The sequence below is a fragment of the Xanthobacter sp. 91 genome (genome assembly GCF_000702385.1).
GTDB lineage: Bacteria > Pseudomonadota > Alphaproteobacteria > Rhizobiales > Xanthobacteraceae > Xanthobacter > Xanthobacter aminoxidans.
On the sequence record NZ_JNIB01000001.1, the window covers coordinates 1,812,434 to 1,829,201 of the forward strand.

Sequence of the window (16,768 nt, forward strand, 5' to 3'; positions counted from 1 at the left end):
GTCAGTCTCTCACGAGCAGGGCGTCGAGGCCGGCGGGACGCCGAGGAGCGGACGCGGCAGGCGGGGATTGGAGGGGGGAAAATTCCTGCATCGGCCGCCCGCAGATGCAGTCCACGATCCGGCGGCAGGCCTGCCCGTCGCCGTAGGGGTTGATGCGTCCGGCGTAGGCCGCATAGGCCACCGGATCGTCGAGAAGGCGGGACACCGCGTTGACGATGGCGGCGCGGCTTGTGCCGACGAGCTGGACCGTGCCGGCATGCACCGCCTCCGGCCGCTCCGTCATCTCGCGCATGACGAGGACGGGCTTGCCCAGCGCGGGCGCCTCTTCCTGCACGCCGCCGGAATCGGTGAGCACGATGTGCGAGCGCTGCATCAGCCGCTGGAACGGCAGATAATCGAGCGGCGGCACGAGATGCACGTTGGGCCGGCCGGCGAGCGCCGCCGTCACCGGCCCCTTGACGTTGGGATTGAGGTGAACCGGATAGACGATCTCCACATCGCCGCGGTCGGCGATCTGGTCCAGCGCCTCGCAGATGTTGCGGAACCCCTCGCCGAAATTCTCGCGCCGGTGCCCCGTCACCAGAAGGATGGGCCGGCGCGGATCGAGCTGCGGAAGTTCAGCGTCGAGGGCGGCACGCAGGTCCGGATCGGCGTCGAGGCGACGCTGGACCGACTGGAGCGCGTCGATCACCGTGTTGCCGGTCACGAAGACCTGCCCCTCGAGCTGCTCCGACAGAAGATTGTCGCGCGAGCCGGGGGTGGGCGCGAACAGGAGGTCGCTGCACAGATCGGCGACGCGGCGGTTCATCTCCTCGGGAAAGGGCTGGCCGAGGTGGTAGGTGCGCAGGCCCGCCTCCACATGCCCCACCGGAATGCGGCGATGGAAGGCGGCAAGGGCCGCAGCCATGGCGGTGGTGGTGTCGCCATGGACCAGCACGCGATCCGGCTTCACATCCTCAAGCACGCTGTCGAGCGCACAAAGCGCTCCGCCGGCAAGACGATTCAACCCCTGATTGTGGGACATCAGACCAAGATCGAAGTCGGGCGTCAGGTCGAAGAGGCGGAGAACCTGATCCAGCATCTCCCGGTGCTGGCCGGTGACACAGACGAGCGACTGGATGGCCGGCTCCCGCGCCAGCGCCTGGACCACCGGCGCCATCTTGATCGCCTCAGGGCGCGTTCCGAAAATCGACAATATTTTCAATGGTCGCCACCGGTGATTCGACTTCGAATGAACGCGCACAGGCGTGCTGTCAAGAGCAAGATATACCAGCTCTTTTCGCGCAAATGAAAAAGGAGTGAAAGAAAGGTAAACGGCAGCGCCGCACCGTCGCCCCGGCAGCGCCCAGCTTCCCCATCCCCCTGGTTGCAGAGAACTCTGCCACCTGAAGGTTGCAAGAGCTTTAAGCGAGACGATATTTTCGCAGATTGGAACGCAGCGACCCCGTCGTGGCAGGTATCTTATTCCGCCAAGCGTCAGCTCAGCGGGAAGCTGCCGAGTTGGAACTTGCCGAGCTGGAACCTGCCGCATCCGCCCGGCCGGCGCCGATGGCGGCCTTCACCAGCGCTTCCGCATCGGCACCGCCCCATTCGGCAGGACCCGCCAGATAGGCCATCTCGCAGCCGTCCCGATCGACGAGGAGGGTGGTTGGCAGGCCGAAGCCGCGACCCACCCCGCGCAGGGCCTGGAAGGTCTTGGTTGCCGGATCGCTATAGAAGGCGAGGCTGTTCACGCCGATCTCGGAGAGGAAGGCGCGCGGCTTGTCCGGGTCGCGCGTATCGAGATTGACCGCCACCACCGCGAAATCCGGGCCGCCCAGCCGCTTTTCCAGATGGTCGAGGGCCGGCATCTCCTTGCGGCAGGGCACGCACCAGGTGGCCCAGAGATTAAGCAGCACCACCCGGCCCTTGAAATCCGCCAGCGTCACCGGCTTGCCGGAGGCATCGGTGAAGGTGAGCGGCGGCAGGCGGCGCGGCTCGCTCGCCAGCGCGATCGCGGCCAGCTCGCCCTTGGCGAGGGGCGCGAAGGCCCGCACCCGCTCCACCGTACCGGCGCAGGCGGGGTCAGCGGCCGCCCCGGAGGGGGCTGCGGCTGGCACGCTCGCCACGCTCTGGCCCTGCGGTGCATTGCCGGGGAGGCGGTTCATCCCGTATAGGGCGAGCGCGCCGGCCACGGCGCCCGCCAGCGTCGCCAGCGCGACCACGCCGATCGTCCTCACCGCGGAAGAGCGCCTCGCCACCGGCGCGCCCGGCGCGGGGCCGGTCGCCGTGTCCTGAGGGTCAGTCGCGCGGTTGTCGTCGGCAGTGGTCATCACCGGAGGGTCCGTCATGAGCAACAAGATGTGGGGCGGGCGCTTCAGCACTGCCCCCGACGCCATCATGGAGGAGATCAACGCCTCCATCGGCTTCGACCAGCGTCTTTATGCGCAGGATATCGCCGGTTCAAAGGCGCATGCGGCCATGCTGGCCGCCCAGGGCATCGTGGCGGCGAAAGATGCCCAGAAGATCACCAAGGGTCTAGACACGATCCTGTCAGAGATCGAGGCGGGCAAGTTCTCCTTCCGGCGCGAGCTGGAGGACATTCACATGAACGTGGAATCGCGCCTCGCCGAGCTGATCGGCGCCCCGGCCGGGCGCCTGCACACCGCCCGCTCGCGCAACGATCAGGTGGCCACCGACTTCCGCCTCTACGTGCGCGACACGGTGGACGCCCTCGACGCCCAGCTCGCCGATCTCCAGCGGGCGCTGGCCGAGAAGGCGCTCGCGCATGCGGCCACGGTCATGCCCGGCTTCACCCATCTCCAGACCGCCCAGCCGGTGACCTTCGGCCACCACCTGATGGCCTATGTGGAGATGATGGCGCGCGACCGCAGCCGCTTCGCCGACGCGCGGGCGCGCCTCAACGAATGTCCGCTGGGCTCGGCGGCGCTGGCCGGCACCTCCTTCCCCATCGACCGCGAGGCGACGGCGGCGGCGCTCGGCTTCGACCGGCCCACCGCCAACTCGCTCGATGCCGTCTCCGACCGCGATTTCGTGATGGAGACCCTCTCGGCCGCGTCCATCTGCGCCATCCACCTCTCGCGCTTCGCCGAAGAGGTGGTGATCTGGACCTCGCCGTCCTTCGCGCTGGTGAAGCTGTCGGATGCCTTCACCACCGGTTCGTCCATCATGCCGCAGAAGCGCAATCCCGACGCCGCCGAGCTGGTGCGCGCCAAGGCCGGGCGCATCATCGGCGCGCTCACCGGCATCCTCGTGGTGATGAAGGGCCTGCCTTTGGCCTATGCCAAGGACATGCAGGAGGACAAGGAAGGCGCGTTCGATGCCTTCTCGGCCCTCTCCCTGGTGATCGCCGCCACCGCCGGCATGGTCCGCGACCTGTCGCCGGACGAGAAGCGCATGGCCACGGCCGCCGGCCAGGGCTATTCCACCGCCACCGACCTCGCCGACTGGCTGGTCCGGGCGCTGAACATTCCGTTCCGCGAGGCGCACCACATTACCGGGCGCATCGTGGCGCTGGCCTCCGACCGCGGCATTGCGCTGCACAAGGTGCCGCTCGAGGACATGCAGGCGGTGGACAAGCGCATCACCGGCGACGTCTTCTCCGTGCTGTCCGTGGTGCGCTCGGTGCGCAGCCGCACCAGCTATGGCGGCACCGCGCCGCAGCGCGTGCGCGCCCAGGCGCGGCGCTGGCTGAAGCGCCTCGGGGCGGCCCCGGACGCGACCTGATGCCGGCCGGATGGAGCCCCCGGCCAGCCCGGGGGCTCGCCTTTGCCGCAGCGCGGGCTATAGTGGCGCCGACCTTGATGCCAATGGCACGGACGAAGATGCGAACCCTTGCGACCCTGATGGCCCTCTGCGGCACCCTCGCCCTCGCGGCGTGCGGCGTGAAGGGTCCGTTGGAGCCCCCGCCCGGCGCCCATGCGGCGGCCCCCCCGCCGAAGCCCGCCACGGCCACGGCTGCGGCGGATTCCAGCAGTTCCTACACACCACCCAAGACGGCGGCGGAGTTCAACGAGAGCGCGGTTCCGCACGCCTCCTGGGAGAAGAAAAAGACCTCCGGCTCCTCCAGCAGCTCGGACAAGCTGCTGAAGGGCATCGACCGCCCTGACCAGCCGCTCCTCATCGACGGCCTGCTCTGATCCGCAGGCCCGAAGGCCGCGCTGAACGGCCTTCCGTACAAGAACCCCTTCCTCGCTCCCCGGCGCCCGCCTGACGGCGCCACCCCGGCCGGGCGCGCAGAACGAGCCTCCGACAAGCCGCCCCGATGCATCATTTCGACTATCGCAACGGCCGCCTCCATGCCGAGGACGTGGACCTCACGTCCCTCGCCGCCGAGGTGGGCACGCCCTTCTATTGCTACGCCACCGCCACGCTGGAGCGGCACTATCGCGTGTTCATGGAGGCGTTCGCCGACCGCGACGTGCTGCTGTGCTACGCGCTGAAGGCCAATTCCAACCAGTCGGTCATCTCCACCCTCGCCCGCCTCGGCGCGGGGGCCGACATCGTTTCTTCCGGCGAGCTGATGCGCGCCCGCGCCGCCGGCGTGCCGGGCGAGCGCATCGTCTTCTCCGGCGTCGGCAAGACGCGGGAGGAAATGGGTGAGGCGCTGGACGCCGGCATCCTCTGCTTCAATGTGGAGAGCGAGCCGGAGCTGGATGCCCTGTCGCAGGTCGCCCTATCCAAGGGCGTGACGGCGCCGGTCTCCATCCGCGTCAATCCGGACGTGGACGCGAAGACCCACAAGAAGATCTCCACCGGCAAGTCGGCCACCAAGTTCGGCATCCCGATCTCCCGCGCGCGGGACGTGTACGACTACGCCGCGCGCCTGCCCGGCCTCGCCATATCCGGCGTGGACATGCACATCGGCAGCCAGATCACCGACATGGCGCCGTTCGAGAACGCGGTGACGCTGCTGGCCGAGCTGGCGCGCGACCTCATGGCCGCTGGCCACCGGCTGCACCACATGGACCTCGGCGGCGGACTCGGCGTGCCCTATGCCGCCTCCGACCCGGTACCGCCCTCCCCCGCCGCTTATGCCGAAGTGATCGGGCGGGCGCTCGGCGACCTGAAGCTGCCGCTGGTGTTCGAGATGGGACGGATGCTGGTGGCCAACGCCGGCATCCTCGTCACCCGCGTGATCTATGTGAAGAAGGGCGAGGGCAAGACCTTCGTGGTGGTGGACGCCGCCATGAACGACCTCATCCGCCCCACCCTCTACGAGGCCCACCACGACATCGTGCCGGTGGCCGAGCCGGCGGCCGGCGCCGCCCTGGTGATCGCCGACGTGGTCGGCCCGGTGTGCGAGACGGGCGATTTCCTCGCCCTCGACCGGCCGCTGCCGGAGGTGAAGCCCGGCGACCTGCTGGCAGTGATGACGGCGGGCGCCTATGGCGCCGTGCAGTCCGGCACCTACAACACCCGCGCCCTCGTCCCTGAGGTGCTGGTGCGTGGACCCCAAGCGGCGGTGGTCCGCCCGCGGGTCGATCCCGCGGCGCTGATCGCCCTCGACCGCCCGGCCCCCTGGCTGGATTGAGCCGGCGCGATCAGCCGCGCCTCAGTCCCCCGACACCGCGAAGCGCAGCAGGATGGTGCGCTGGAGCGGGCTGAAATTGTCGTCGGAAATCATGGTCAGCAGGATCTCGCCGGCGGCGCTGCGGGTGACGCCGAGGCCTTCCATGTTGTCGATCTCGTAGCCCATATCGAAGCGGCCCAGCACCTCGCCGGTGATGCGCGCCCCCGGCTTCACCTCGCTGGCCGGGAAGCGGCGGAGCTGCATGTTGACGCCTTCGAGCGGCGTATAGTGGCGCTCCAGAAGGTAGAAATTGCCGTCCGGCCCCAGCGCGAGGTCGGTGGCATCGAACGGACCGCTCTTGGTCACGGTGAAGGTGCCGGGCGCGGGGCCACCGATGATGAAGCCGGGCAGGTCGTCCGCCTTCTTCGCCCCCTCTTCCCCGATGGCGATGAGCGCGCCCTTGAGCGGGCCGGAGGGCATGAAGGCGAGGCTTTCGAGGCCGGTATTGCGCCTCAGCCCCTTGATGGCTGGCGCCGGCACCAGCGTGCCGCGCTTGCCGAGGGCATCGCGCGGATAGCGCCAGATTTCGTTGATGGTCTCCATCGCCACATAGGCGGCATCGGGCGCGAGGGTGACGGATTCCACATCCTCGCGGGCGTTTTCGGCCTGCACCTTGCCATCGGCATCGAGCAAGGCCGCGGCCTTGACGTCGGCGAGGCCGGTGGGGCGGTCATTCTCCGTCACGAGGCGACCGGAGAGGAACAGGCCGGCATCGGTGATGGCGAGGAAGTGCCCGTCCTGCTCCAGCGCGAAGCCGGAGATGCCGCCGAAGCCGGGAAAGGGCGAGGTCAGCACCAGCCCGCCAAGGAACCGCAACGGGCCGAACTGGGTCAGCTCGTCCCCCCGCTTGAAGGTGGCGACGGGCTGCGCCGTGACCGTGATGGCCACCGGCTCGGGCGGCAGCGCGCCCGGCTTGGAGAAGGCGAGATTGAACAGCAGTGCGCCGCCGAGAACCCCGGCGGCGACAATGCCTAATGCGCGCAGGCCCCGCTTCAATGCAGGCGGCCGCCCCGCGACGCCCCCTTGCCGCCACCACCGGGGGTTTCCTCGAACAGCTCGGCGAGCTTCTCGGTCATCACCCCGCCCAGCTCCTCGGCGTCCACGATGGTGACGGCGCGACGGTAGTAGCGCGTCACGTCGTGGCCGATGCCGATGGCGATCAGCTCCACCGGGGAGCGAGTCTCGATCTCGGTGATGATGTGGCGGAGGTGCCGCTCCAGATAATTGCCGGCGTTCACCGACAGCGTGGAATCGTCCACCGGCGCGCCGTCGGAAATCATCATCAGGATGCGCCGCGCCTCGGTGCGGGCCAGCAGGCGCTTGTGCGCCCAGTCCAGCGCCTCGCCGTCGATGTTTTCCTTGAGGAGGCCCTCGCGCATCATCAGGCCGAGGTTGCGGCGCGCCCGGCGCCAGGGAGCGTCGGCCGACTTGTAGATGATGTGCCTGAGATCGTTGAGGCGGCCGGGGGTGGCGGGCTTGCCGGCGGCGAGCCAGGCCTCGCGGGACTGGCCGCCCTTCCAGGCGCGGGTGGTGAAGCCCAGCACCTCCACCTTCACGCCGCAGCGCTCCAGCGTGCGGGCGAGGATATCGGCGCAGGTGGCGGCCACCGTGATGGGCCGGCCGCGCATGGAGCCGGAATTGTCGATGAGCAGCGTCACCACCGTGTCGCGGAAGTCGGTGTCCCGCTCCCGCTTGAAGGACAGCGCCGCCATGGGGTCCATGATGACCCGCGGCAGGCGCGCGGGATCGAGCACGCCCTCTTCGAGGTCGAATTCCCAGGCGCGGTTCTGCTGCGCCAGCAGCTTGCGCTGGAGGCGGTTGGCGAGGCGCGCCACTACGCCCTGGAGATGGGCCAGCTGCTTGTCGAGATAGGACCTGAGGCGCGTCAGCTCCTCGGGATCGCAGAGATCCTCGGCCGAGGTCTCTTCGTCGAACTTGGTGGTGAAGGCGTGGTATTCCGGCCCGCGATTGTCGTGCGTCATCGGCGGACGCGGCGACCACGGCTCGGCCGGCTCCTCGCTGTCGCCCATCTCGGTGCCGTCGGGCACGTCGGCGGGGGGCGCGGCCTCGCTCTGGGCGGCGGAGTCGGGCATCTCCTCCTCGGAGAGCTCGGCCTCCATCTCGGTGGCGCCCTGCTGGCTGTCGTCCTCGCGGCTTTCGCCGTTCTCGCCGCCCTGCTCGTCGGCGCCGCCCTCGTTCTCGTTCTCCTCGGGCTCCTGCTCGGTGTCGAGGCCGCTTTCCTCGCCCATGTCGAGGGAGGCGAGGAGATCGCGGGCGATCTCGCCGAACTTCTTCTGGTTCTCGATGCTGTCGATGAGCCGCGCGAGGTCGCCCTCGGCCCGCTCCTCGATGAAGGGGCGCCAGAGGTCCACCACGCGCCGGGCATCGGGGGGCGGGGGCTCCCCGGTCAGGCGCTCGCGCACCATCAGCGCCACCGCGTCGGCGATGGGGGCCTCGGAGCGCTCGGTGATGTCGGCGAAATTGGCGCGGTGGTAGCGGTCCTGCAGCATGGCCGCGAGATTGCGCTTCACGCCCGGCATGCGGTTGCCGCCGATGGCCTCCACCCGCGCCTGCTCGACCGCCTCGAACACGCCGCGGGCGACTTCGCCCTGGGGCAGCATCTTGCGATGGACGCCGGGGTCGTGACAGGCGCGGCGCAAGGCGAGGGAATCCGCATGGCCGCGCACGATGGCGGCGTCCTGGAGGGTGAAGCGGCGCGGCGGCTCGGGCAGGCGCACCCGGTCCGGGCCGAGCGCCGGACGCTCGGAGGCGAAGGACACCTCGAACTCGGAGACGCCGGCGATGGCCTTGAAGCAGCCGGTGACGGCGCGCTTGAACGGCTCGGACGGCGCTTCCTTGGGGGCCTTGCCGGTGGTGCGGTTGGTGGCCATGGCGCGTGCTTCTTCGGCTCTTGCGCCGTTTGAGGCGCTTCTTGCGGGGCGACAGGCTGCGCCATGGCGCAGCCTGTTCAATGGGCGCGGCTAAGCCGCACCGGTTCAGGACAGAGCGACGTTCACCGTGCTCTCGGCCAGCTCCTGGCCGAAGCAGCGCTGGTAGAACTCCGCCACCAGCGGGCGCTCCAGCTCGTCGCACTTGTTGAGGAAGGTCACGCGCAGGGCGAAGGCGATATCGCGGAAGATGTCCGCATTCTCGGCCCAGGTGATGACCGTGCGCGGGCTCATGACGGTGGAGAGATCGCCGTTCATGAACGCCTGCCGGGTGAGGTCGGCGAGGCGGACCATGCGGTTCACCGTGTCGCGGCCTTCCACGTTCTGGAAATGCTTCGCCTTGGCGAGGACGATGTCCACTTCCTTGTCGTGGGCGAGATAGTTCAGCGAGGTGACGATGGACCAGCGGTCCATCTGCGCCTGGTTGATCTGCTGGGTGCCGTGATAGAGGCCGGTGGTGTCGCCGAGGCCGATGGTGTTGGCGGTGGCGAACAGGCGGAACGCGGGGTGGGGGCGGATCACCCGGCTCTGGTCGAGCAGGGTCAGGCGGCCGGAGGATTCCAGCACACGCTGGATCACGAACATCACGTCCGGGCGGCCGGCGTCATATTCGTCGAACACGAGGGCGACGTTGTTCTGGTAGGCCCAGGGCAGGATGCCGTCGCGGAATTCGGTGACCTGCAGGCCGTCCTTCACCACGATCGCATCCTTGCCGATGAGGTCGATGCGCGAGATGTGGCTGTCGAGGTTGATGCGCACGCACGGCCAGTTCAGCCGCGCCGCCACCTGCTCGATATGGGTGGACTTGCCGGTGCCATGGTATCCGGTGACCATCACGCGACGGTTGCGCGCAAAGCCGGCCAGGATGGCCAGGGTGGTCGGCCGGTCGAACAGGTAATCCGGGTCCAGCTCGGGGACGTGGGAGTCGGCTTCGGAGTAGGCCGGAACCTCCATGTCGATATCGATGCCGAACGTCTGGCGAACCGACACCTTCATGTCCGGCATCGGGGCAGTGGTCTCCAAACCGCTCATAACTCCTCCGTCGGCGCGCCCCGCGCGCCCCATTTCGTGTCCGTATCCATCACGGCGCGGTCCGAGGAGCCGCCTCCGCGTCGCCGGCGATCCTGAGGACCGCTCAGCAGAAACCTGCCTGCTTGAGGCTGTTGTAGGCCTGGATGACGCTGCGCAGGCGGTCCTCCGAGGAACGGTCGCCGCCGTTCGCGTCGGGGTGGTGCAGCTTCACCAGTTCCTTGTAGCGGGCCTTGATCTCGACCGCGCTGGCCGACATTTCGAGGCCCATCACCTCCAGCGCCCGCCGCTCCGCGGTGCGCACGATCTTGCCGTCCGGCTCCGGCCGGTCGGCCCGGAAGGTGCCGCCCATCTCCGCGGTAAAGCCGAAGGGATCGCGCATGCCGTCGCCGGTATCCGCGCCCGGCCGGCGGCCGCTGGCGCCCTTCATGCCCATCTTCCAGGTGGGGCGATGGCCGGTCAGCGCGTCCTTCTGGTAGGCATACACCGCGTCGTCGGTCATGCCCGAGAAATAGTTGTAGGACTGGTTGTACGCCTTCACATGGTCGAGGCAGTAGGACCAGTACTGGCCTTCCTGATGCCGCCCCTTGGGCGCCTTGTGCGTGCCCTCCGCCGTGCAGCCCGGCCACTGGCAGCCCGTCAGCGACAGCCGGGGGCGATGCCGGTCGTCGGCGGGCTTGACCCGGATGCGGTCGAAAAGGGGGGAGTCGAATTTCATGGCCGATCGATTATGTGCGTCGTTCCGCGGCGCGGCAAGGAATTGCGGTGCAGCGCGTGGAGAAAGCGCCATGCCACAGGGGTAGCGGGGGATGTGACGTCGGGAGCGGAAGCGGCTGAGCCGGCCTCATCGTGACCGAGGGTGGCAGGCCGCGACAAGCCCCATATAATGCCGCCCACGCGGGAGCGCCATAACCGGCCGCTTTCTTCGGTCCATTCCTTTTCACAGAAGCCTTTTCATCATGTCCCACTCTTCCCTTTCCGACATCCGCCAGACGCTCGAAGCCGGCCTCAGCCCCCTCGCCCTCGAGCTTGAGGACGAGAGCCACAAGCATGCCGGCCACGCCGGCGTGATGCATGATCACAAGGGCGCCAATCGCGGCGATGGCGGCATCACCCACCTCAGGGTGCGGGTGGTCTCCCCGAGCTTCACCGGCAAGAGCCGGGTGGAGCGGCACCGCATCGTCAACGGCCTGCTGGAAGGCGAGATCGCGCGCGGTCTGCACGCCCTCGCCATCGAGGCCAAGGCTCCCGGCGAATGAGCCTGACTTCGGTAAAGGGGTCGCCTGCGCATGGCTGAGGCCGCGTTGCATCGGGAAGAGGGCGCGCTGGTCCTCTTCTCCGGCGGGCAGGATTCCGCCACCTGCCTCGCCTATGCGCTGGAGCGCTTCGGTCGGGTGGAGACCCTGGGCTTCGACTACGGCCAGCGCCACGCGGTGGAACTGGAGCGCCGCCCGGTGCTGCGCGCCGCCTTCCGCGCCCTCAACCCGCTGTGGGCCGCCCGGCTCGATGCCGACCACGTGCTGGACCTGCCCGTGCTCGGCCAGATCTCCGACACGGCCCTGACCCGCGACGTCGCCGTCCACATGGAGGCGAACGGCCTGCCGAACACCTTCGTGCCCGGCCGCAACCTCGTCTTCCTCACCTTCGCCGCCGCCCTCGCCTATCGCCGGGGGCTCCGCCACATCGTCGGCGGCATGTGCGAGACGGACTTCTCCGGCTATCCCGACTGCCGGGACGACACCATCAAGGCCATGCAGGTGGCCCTGAACCTCGGCATGGAGAAGCGCTTCGTCCTCCACACGCCGCTCATGTGGATCGACAAGGCCGAGACCTGGCGCCTCGCCGAGCATCTGGGGGGCCGTCCGCTGGTGGATCTCATCGTCGAGGAGACCCACACCTGCTATCTCGGCGACCGCGGCCACCGCCACGCCTGGGGCTATGGCTGCGGCGAATGCCCCGCCTGCAGGTTGCGGGCGGATGGATTTGCACGCTACAGCGCCGGCTGAATGGCCCCTAAATGGCCGCCGAGCCTTGGAAAACGCAGGAAAACAAGCCGAGCCGCCACCAAATAGCCGCCGCGTTGCGTTAGATTTGCTACACCTCAGATCGCTAAGTCGCAGAATCGAATCGGAAGTCCCCATGGCCGAACCCGTGCCCGCCGAGTCCCCCGACGACTACGGCGCCCAGTCCATCCAGGTGCTCAAGGGCCTCGATGCGGTCCGCAAGCGTCCCGGCATGTACATCGGTGACACGGACGACGGCTCGGGCCTGCACCACATGGTCTACGAGGTGGTGGACAACGCCATCGACGAGGCCCTGGCCGGCTGGGCCAAGGAAGTCACCGTGACGCTGGAGGCCGACGGCTCGGTGACCGTGACCGACGACGGCCGCGGCATCCCCACCGACCTGCACCCCGAGGAAGGGGTTTCCGCCGCCGAGGTCATCATGACCCAGCTGCACGCGGGCGGTAAGTTCAACCAGAATTCCTACAAGGTCTCCGGCGGCCTGCACGGCGTGGGCGTCTCGGTGGTGAACGCCTTGTCCACGACGCTCGACCTCACCATCTGGCGCGACGGCAAGGAGCACTTCATGCGCTTCCGCCACGGCGACGCAGAGGCGCCGCTGAAGGTGGTGGGCGCGGCGCCGGCCGGCAAGCGCGGCACGAAGGTGACGTTCACGCCTTCGCCCCAGACCTTCACCCGCATCGAGTTCGACTACGCGACGCTGGAGCATCGCCTGCGCGAGCTGGCCTTCCTCAATTCCGGCGTGCTCATCGTGCTCACCGACGCGCGCGGCGCCGAGCCGAAGCGCGAGGAGCTGCATTACGAGGGCGGCGTCGAGGCCTTCGTGAAGTACCTCGACCGCAACAAGGCCGCGCTCATCGCCAAGCCCGTGGTGATCCGCGCCGAGAAGGACGGCATCACGGTGGAGGCCGCGCTTTCGTGGAACGACGGCTACCACGAGAACGTGCTCTGCTTCACCAACAACATCCCCCAGCGCGACCGCGGCACCCACTTCACGGGCTTTGCCGCCGCGCTGACCCGGCAGGTGCTGGGCTATGCCAACTCGTCCGGCATCTCCAAGAAGGAGAAGGTGGACCCCACGGGCGAGGATTGCCGCGAGGGCCTCACCGCCGTGCTCTCGGTGAAGGTGCCCGACCCGAAATTCTCCTCCCAGACCAAGGACAAGCTCGTCTCCTCGGAGGTTCGCCCGGTGGTGGAGAACCTGGTCGGCGAGGCGCTCGGCAACTGGTTCGAGGAGAACCCGGTCGAGGCGAAGAACGTGATCGGCAAGGTGGTGGAAGCCGCCGCCGCCCGCGAGGCCGCCCGCAAGGCCCGCGACCTCACCCGGCGCAAGAGCCCGCTGGATGTCGCCTCCCTGCCCGGCAAGCTCGCCGACTGCCAGGAGAAGGACCCGGCCAAGTCCGAGATCTTCATCGTCGAGGGTGACTCGGCCGGCGGCTCCGCCAAGCAGGGCCGCGACCGCGCCTTCCAGGCCGTGCTGCCGCTCCGCGGCAAGATCCTCAACGTGGAGCGCGCCCGCTTCGACAAGATGCTGTCGTCCGAGCAGATCGGCACGCTCATCACCGCGCTCGGCACCGGCATCGGCCGGGACGATTTCGACATCGCCAAGCTGCGCTACCACAAGATCATCATCATGACGGACGCCGACGTGGACGGCGCCCATATCCGCACCCTGCTGCTCACCTTCTTCTTCCGACAGATGCCGGAGATCGTGGATGCAGGCCACCTCTTCATCGCCCAGCCGCCGCTCTACAAGGTCGCGCGCGGCAAGTCCGAGACCTACCTCAAGGACGAGAAGGCGCTGGAGGACTACCTCATCACCACCGGGCTGGAGGAAGCCTCCCTCCATCTCGCCACGGGCGAGGTGCGCACCGGCGCCGACCTCGCCCATGTGGTGGACGTGTCGCGCCAGCTGCGCAGCGCGCTCGGCGGCCTTCATCCCCGCTACAACCGCGCGGTGGCGGAGCAGGCGGCTATCGCGGGCGCCTTCGCTCCGGCGGCGCTGGAAGACGAGGCCACCGGTTCCGCCGCGGCCGCCGAGGTGGCCCGCCGCCTCGATGCGCTGGCGGACGAGACCGAGCGCGGCTGGGCCGGCATCTGCGACGAGACCGGCTATGCCTTCTCCCGCACCGTGCGCGGCGTCGCCGAGGTGGCGCGGCTCGACCATGCCTTCATCGCCTCCCCCGAGGCACGCCGGCTCGACACCCTCGCCCGCGACCTCGACGGCGTGTTCGCCGCCGCCGCGACCCTCAAGCGCCGCAGCGACGAGCAGGTGCTGTTCGGCGCCGTGGACCTGTTCGACGCTGTCACCGATTCCGGCCGCAAGGGCCTCTCGCTCCAGCGCTACAAAGGCCTCGGCGAGATGAACCCCGAGCAGCTGTGGGAGACGACGCTGGACATCAACGCCCGCTCCCTCCTCCAGGTGCGCGTGAAGGAAGTGGACGCCGCCGACGACCTCTTCAGCCGCCTGATGGGTGACACGGTGGAGCCCCGCCGCGAGTTCATCCAGGAGAACGCGCTGCGCGCCAGCGTGGACGTGTGAGGGGACGCGGCCGGGCGCCGCGTCACTCTCCCGGCTTCCGAGGGAAACACCAGCCGGCCTGTAAGCCGGGTTCTGTACGGCGGGCTTGCGCCCGCGTGGCGACCATTCCTCTGGGACGCCGGTTGCCCGGCGCCTCTAGCAGTCAACCCGGACGGCGCCCCGTAGACAGGGGTGGTTTCCCGTGCCGTCCCTATTCGACTTTGCTCCCGGTGGGGTTTGCCGTGCCGCTTCCGTTGCCGGTCGCGCGGTGGGCTCTTACCCCACCGTTTCACCCTGGCCCGTGCACGCACGGGTGGTTTGATTTCTGTGGCACTTTCCCTGGGGTCGCCCCCGCCGGACGTTATCCGGCACCGTGTCTGCGTGGAGCCCGGACTTTCCTCGACACCGAAATGCCGCGGCCGCCCGGCCGGCTGGTGGGGGAGGAATGGGGTGTTAGGGCCGGGGCGTCAAGGGGCGTAAGCCGGCGAAACGCCTTCACCCCACCAGTTCGAACCACTCGTCCTCGGTAATCACCTTCACTCCCAGCGCCTGCGCCTTCTCCAACTTCGAGCCCGCGCCGGGGCCGGCCACCACGAGGTCGGTCTTGGCCGAGACGGAGCCGGCGACCTTGGCGCCCAGCCGCTCGGCCATGGCCTTCGCCTCGTCTCGGGTCATCTTCTCCAGCGAGCCGGTGAAGACCACGGTCTTGCCGGCCACCGGGCTTTCGGCGGCGACGCGCTCCATGGGGGCGGGCGTCACCTCGGCCAGCAGGGCGGCGACCACCTCGCGGTTACGCGGCTCGTGGAAGAACTCGATGACGGCTTCCGCCACCACGTCGCCCACGCCGTCGATGGCCAGCATCTCCTGCCAGGCGTCATTGCCCTTGGGGTGCTCCTCGTCCGGAATGACGGCGGCCAGCGCGCCGGCTTCCAGCGCTTCCACCGTGCCGTAATGGCGCATGAGGCGCTTGGCGTTGGTCTCGCCCACATGGCGGATGCCGAGGGCAAAGACGAAGCGGTCCACCGCCACGTTCCGACGCGACTGGATGGCCGCGAACAGGTTCGCCGCCGAGGTCTTGCCCCAGCCCTCACGGTTTTCCAGCCGCTGGAGGGAACGTGCGTTGCGCGCCTCCAAGGTGAAGATGTCGGCGGGGGAGGCGATCAGCCCCCAGTCGTAGAAGGCGCGCACCTGCTTCTCGCCGAGCCCCTCGATGTCGAAGGCGTTGCGCGACACGAAATGGCGCAGCCGCTCCACCATCTGCGCCGGGCAGATGAGGCCGCCGGTGCAGCGGCGCACCACGTCCATCTTGCCGGTCTTCGTGTCCACCTCGCGCACGGCGTGGGAGCCGCAGGCGGGGCACAGGGTGGGGAACTCATACGGCTTCGACTCCGCCGGCCGCTTCTCCTCGATCACCCGCACCACCTGCGGGATCACGTCGCCGGCGCGCTGCACCACCACCGTGTCGCCGACACGGATGTCCTTTCGGGCGATCTCGTCCTCGTTGTGCAGGGTGGCGTTGGCCACCACCACGCCGCCCACCGTCACGGGCAGCAGCTTCGCCACCGGGGTGAGGGCGCCGGTGCGACCCACCTGGATGTCGATGGCCTCCAGCACCGTGGTCGCCTGCTCGGCCGGGAACTTGTGGGCGATGGCCCAGCGCGGCGAGCGGGAGACGAAGCCGAGGCGCAGTTGTAGGTCGAGCCGGTCCACCTTGTAGACCACGCCGTCGATGTCATAGGGCAGGCTCGCCCGCTGCGCCTCGATGGAGCGGTAGTGGGCGATCAGCTCCGCCGCGCTGGTCACGCGCACCATGAGCGGGTTGGTGGAGAAGCCCCAGCGGGCGAAGGCCTCCACCATGCCGTGCTGGGTCTCGGCCGGAAGCGGTGTCGCCTCGCCCCAGGCATAGGCGAAGAATTTCAGCGGCCGCGAGGCGGTGATGGCGGGGTCGAGCTGGCGCAGGGAGCCGGCGGCGGCGTTGCGCGGGTTCGCGAACACCTTCTCTTCCGCCGCCGCCTGCCGCGCGTTCAGCGCCTCGAAATCGGCCTTCGCCATGTAGATCTCGCCGCGCACGTCGATGACGTCGGGCACGCCACGGCCATGGAGCCGGTCGGGGATATCGGCGATGGTGCGCACATTGGCGGTGACGTCCTCGCCCTCGGTGCCGTCTCCTCGGGTGGCGGCCACCTCGAGGCGACCCGCCACGTAGCGCAGCGAGCAGGAGAGGCCGTCGATCTTCGGCTCGGAGGTGAAGGCCACCTCCTCCTCCGCCCCGAGCCCGAGGAAGCGCTTCACCCGCGCCACGAACTCCTCGACCTCATCGTCGGAGAAGGCGTTCTGCAGCGAGAGCATGGGCACGCCATGCACCACCTTGCCGAACCTCTCCGACGGCGCGGCGCCCACCTTGGCGGACAGGCTGTCCTCGCCCACGAGGCCGGGAAAGCGCGCCTCGATGGCCTCGTAGCGGCGGCGCAGGGCGTCGTATTCGGCATCGGAGACGACCGGCGCGTCCTCGCGATAATAGGCCGCGTCGTGGCCCTTGATCTCCTCGGCGAGGGCCGCGTGCTCGGCGGCGGCGTCGGAGGGCGAGAGGTCCTCCACGGTCAGGGAGCGCAGGGGCAAAGCGGGCTTGGTCATTGTCGGCGGTTCCCGGCAGGCGTCCGCCGTCGCCGGCGGG

Annotated in this window: 13 protein-coding genes and 1 other RNA gene; 6 read left to right on the plus strand and 8 right to left on the minus strand. The window is 69.0% G+C overall.

Annotated features, from left to right (window positions below):
* Position 1: 1 nt before the first annotated feature.
* Positions 2-1,204, minus strand: coding sequence for a UDP-N-acetylglucosamine 2-epimerase (non-hydrolyzing) (wecB, locus tag A37E_RS0108695; protein WP_029556239.1), 1,203 nt, complete (start codon positions 1,202-1,204; stop codon positions 2-4).
* A 277-nt stretch (positions 1,205-1,481) separates the two neighbouring features.
* Positions 1,482-2,312, minus strand: coding sequence for a TlpA disulfide reductase family protein (locus A37E_RS0108700; protein ID WP_081837520.1), 831 nt, complete (start codon positions 2,310-2,312; stop codon positions 1,482-1,484).
* A 16-nt stretch (positions 2,313-2,328) separates the two neighbouring features.
* On the opposite strand from A37E_RS0108700, the gene argH reads away from it, so the two are divergent.
* From argH to lysA, 3 genes are all read left to right on the plus strand, one after another.
* Positions 2,329-3,726, plus strand: a complete 1,398-nt coding sequence (gene argH, locus A37E_RS0108705) for an argininosuccinate lyase (RefSeq protein ID WP_029556241.1) — start codon at positions 2,329-2,331, stop codon at positions 3,724-3,726.
* Between the two features lie 98 nt (positions 3,727-3,824).
* On the plus strand, positions 3,825-4,139 hold the full coding sequence (locus A37E_RS0108710) for a lipoprotein (RefSeq protein ID WP_155982181.1): 315 nt from the start codon (positions 3,825-3,827) through the stop codon (positions 4,137-4,139).
* Positions 4,140-4,264: 125 nt separating this feature from the next.
* Positions 4,265-5,533: a diaminopimelate decarboxylase gene (lysA, locus tag A37E_RS0108715; protein ID WP_029556243.1), complete on the plus strand. Its 1,269-nt coding sequence runs from the start codon at positions 4,265-4,267 to the stop codon at positions 5,531-5,533.
* 21 nt (positions 5,534-5,554) lie between these two features.
* Here the strand turns inward: lysA and A37E_RS0108720 are convergent, their stop codons facing one another.
* The 4 genes from A37E_RS0108720 to A37E_RS0108735 all read right to left on the minus strand — a co-directional run bounded on the left by A37E_RS0108720 (position 5,555) and on the right by A37E_RS0108735 (position 10,267).
* Positions 5,555-6,568, minus strand: coding sequence for an esterase-like activity of phytase family protein (locus A37E_RS0108720; protein ID WP_051678890.1), 1,014 nt, complete (start codon positions 6,566-6,568; stop codon positions 5,555-5,557).
* Positions 6,565-8,463 carry a cobaltochelatase subunit CobT gene (gene cobT / locus A37E_RS0108725; RefSeq protein ID WP_029556245.1) on the minus strand — a complete coding sequence of 633 codons (1,899 nt, stop codon included), beginning with the start codon at positions 8,461-8,463 and terminating at the stop codon, positions 6,565-6,567. Before cobT ends, A37E_RS0108720 begins: the two co-directional genes overlap by 4 nt.
* A gap of 105 nt (positions 8,464-8,568) precedes the next feature.
* Complete coding sequence (gene cobS, locus A37E_RS0108730; RefSeq protein ID WP_029556246.1) at positions 8,569-9,552, minus strand: cobaltochelatase subunit CobS; 984 nt, start codon at positions 9,550-9,552, stop codon at positions 8,569-8,571.
* A gap of 103 nt (positions 9,553-9,655) precedes the next feature.
* Positions 9,656-10,267 carry a J domain-containing protein gene (locus A37E_RS0108735; RefSeq protein WP_024276620.1) on the minus strand — a complete coding sequence of 204 codons (612 nt, stop codon included), beginning with the start codon at positions 10,265-10,267 and terminating at the stop codon, positions 9,656-9,658.
* 241 nt (positions 10,268-10,508) lie between these two features.
* Between A37E_RS0108735 and A37E_RS0108740 the strand changes: the two genes are divergently transcribed.
* From A37E_RS0108740 to gyrB, 3 genes are all read left to right on the plus strand, one after another.
* A complete protein-coding gene (locus tag A37E_RS0108740) occupies positions 10,509-10,808 on the plus strand; it encodes a BolA family protein (protein ID WP_029556247.1) in 300 nt (99 codons plus the stop codon).
* 30 nt (positions 10,809-10,838) lie between these two features.
* Positions 10,839-11,555, plus strand: coding sequence for a 7-cyano-7-deazaguanine synthase QueC (queC, locus tag A37E_RS0108745; RefSeq protein WP_029556248.1), 717 nt, complete (start codon positions 10,839-10,841; stop codon positions 11,553-11,555).
* 133 nt (positions 11,556-11,688) lie between these two features.
* Positions 11,689-14,115 carry a DNA topoisomerase (ATP-hydrolyzing) subunit B gene (gene gyrB / locus A37E_RS0108750; protein WP_029556249.1) on the plus strand — a complete coding sequence of 809 codons (2,427 nt, stop codon included), beginning with the start codon at positions 11,689-11,691 and terminating at the stop codon, positions 14,113-14,115.
* A 45-nt stretch (positions 14,116-14,160) separates the two neighbouring features.
* Here the strand turns inward: gyrB and rnpB are convergent.
* Positions 14,161-14,529: RNase P RNA component class A (gene rnpB / locus A37E_RS26230), an RNA gene on the minus strand.
* Between the two features lie 60 nt (positions 14,530-14,589).
* Positions 14,590-16,728 (minus strand): NAD-dependent DNA ligase LigA, encoded by a 2,139-nt coding sequence (gene ligA / locus A37E_RS0108755; protein WP_029556250.1) that lies wholly within the window; start codon positions 16,726-16,728, stop codon positions 14,590-14,592.
* Between the last annotated feature and the right edge of the window lie 40 nt (positions 16,729-16,768).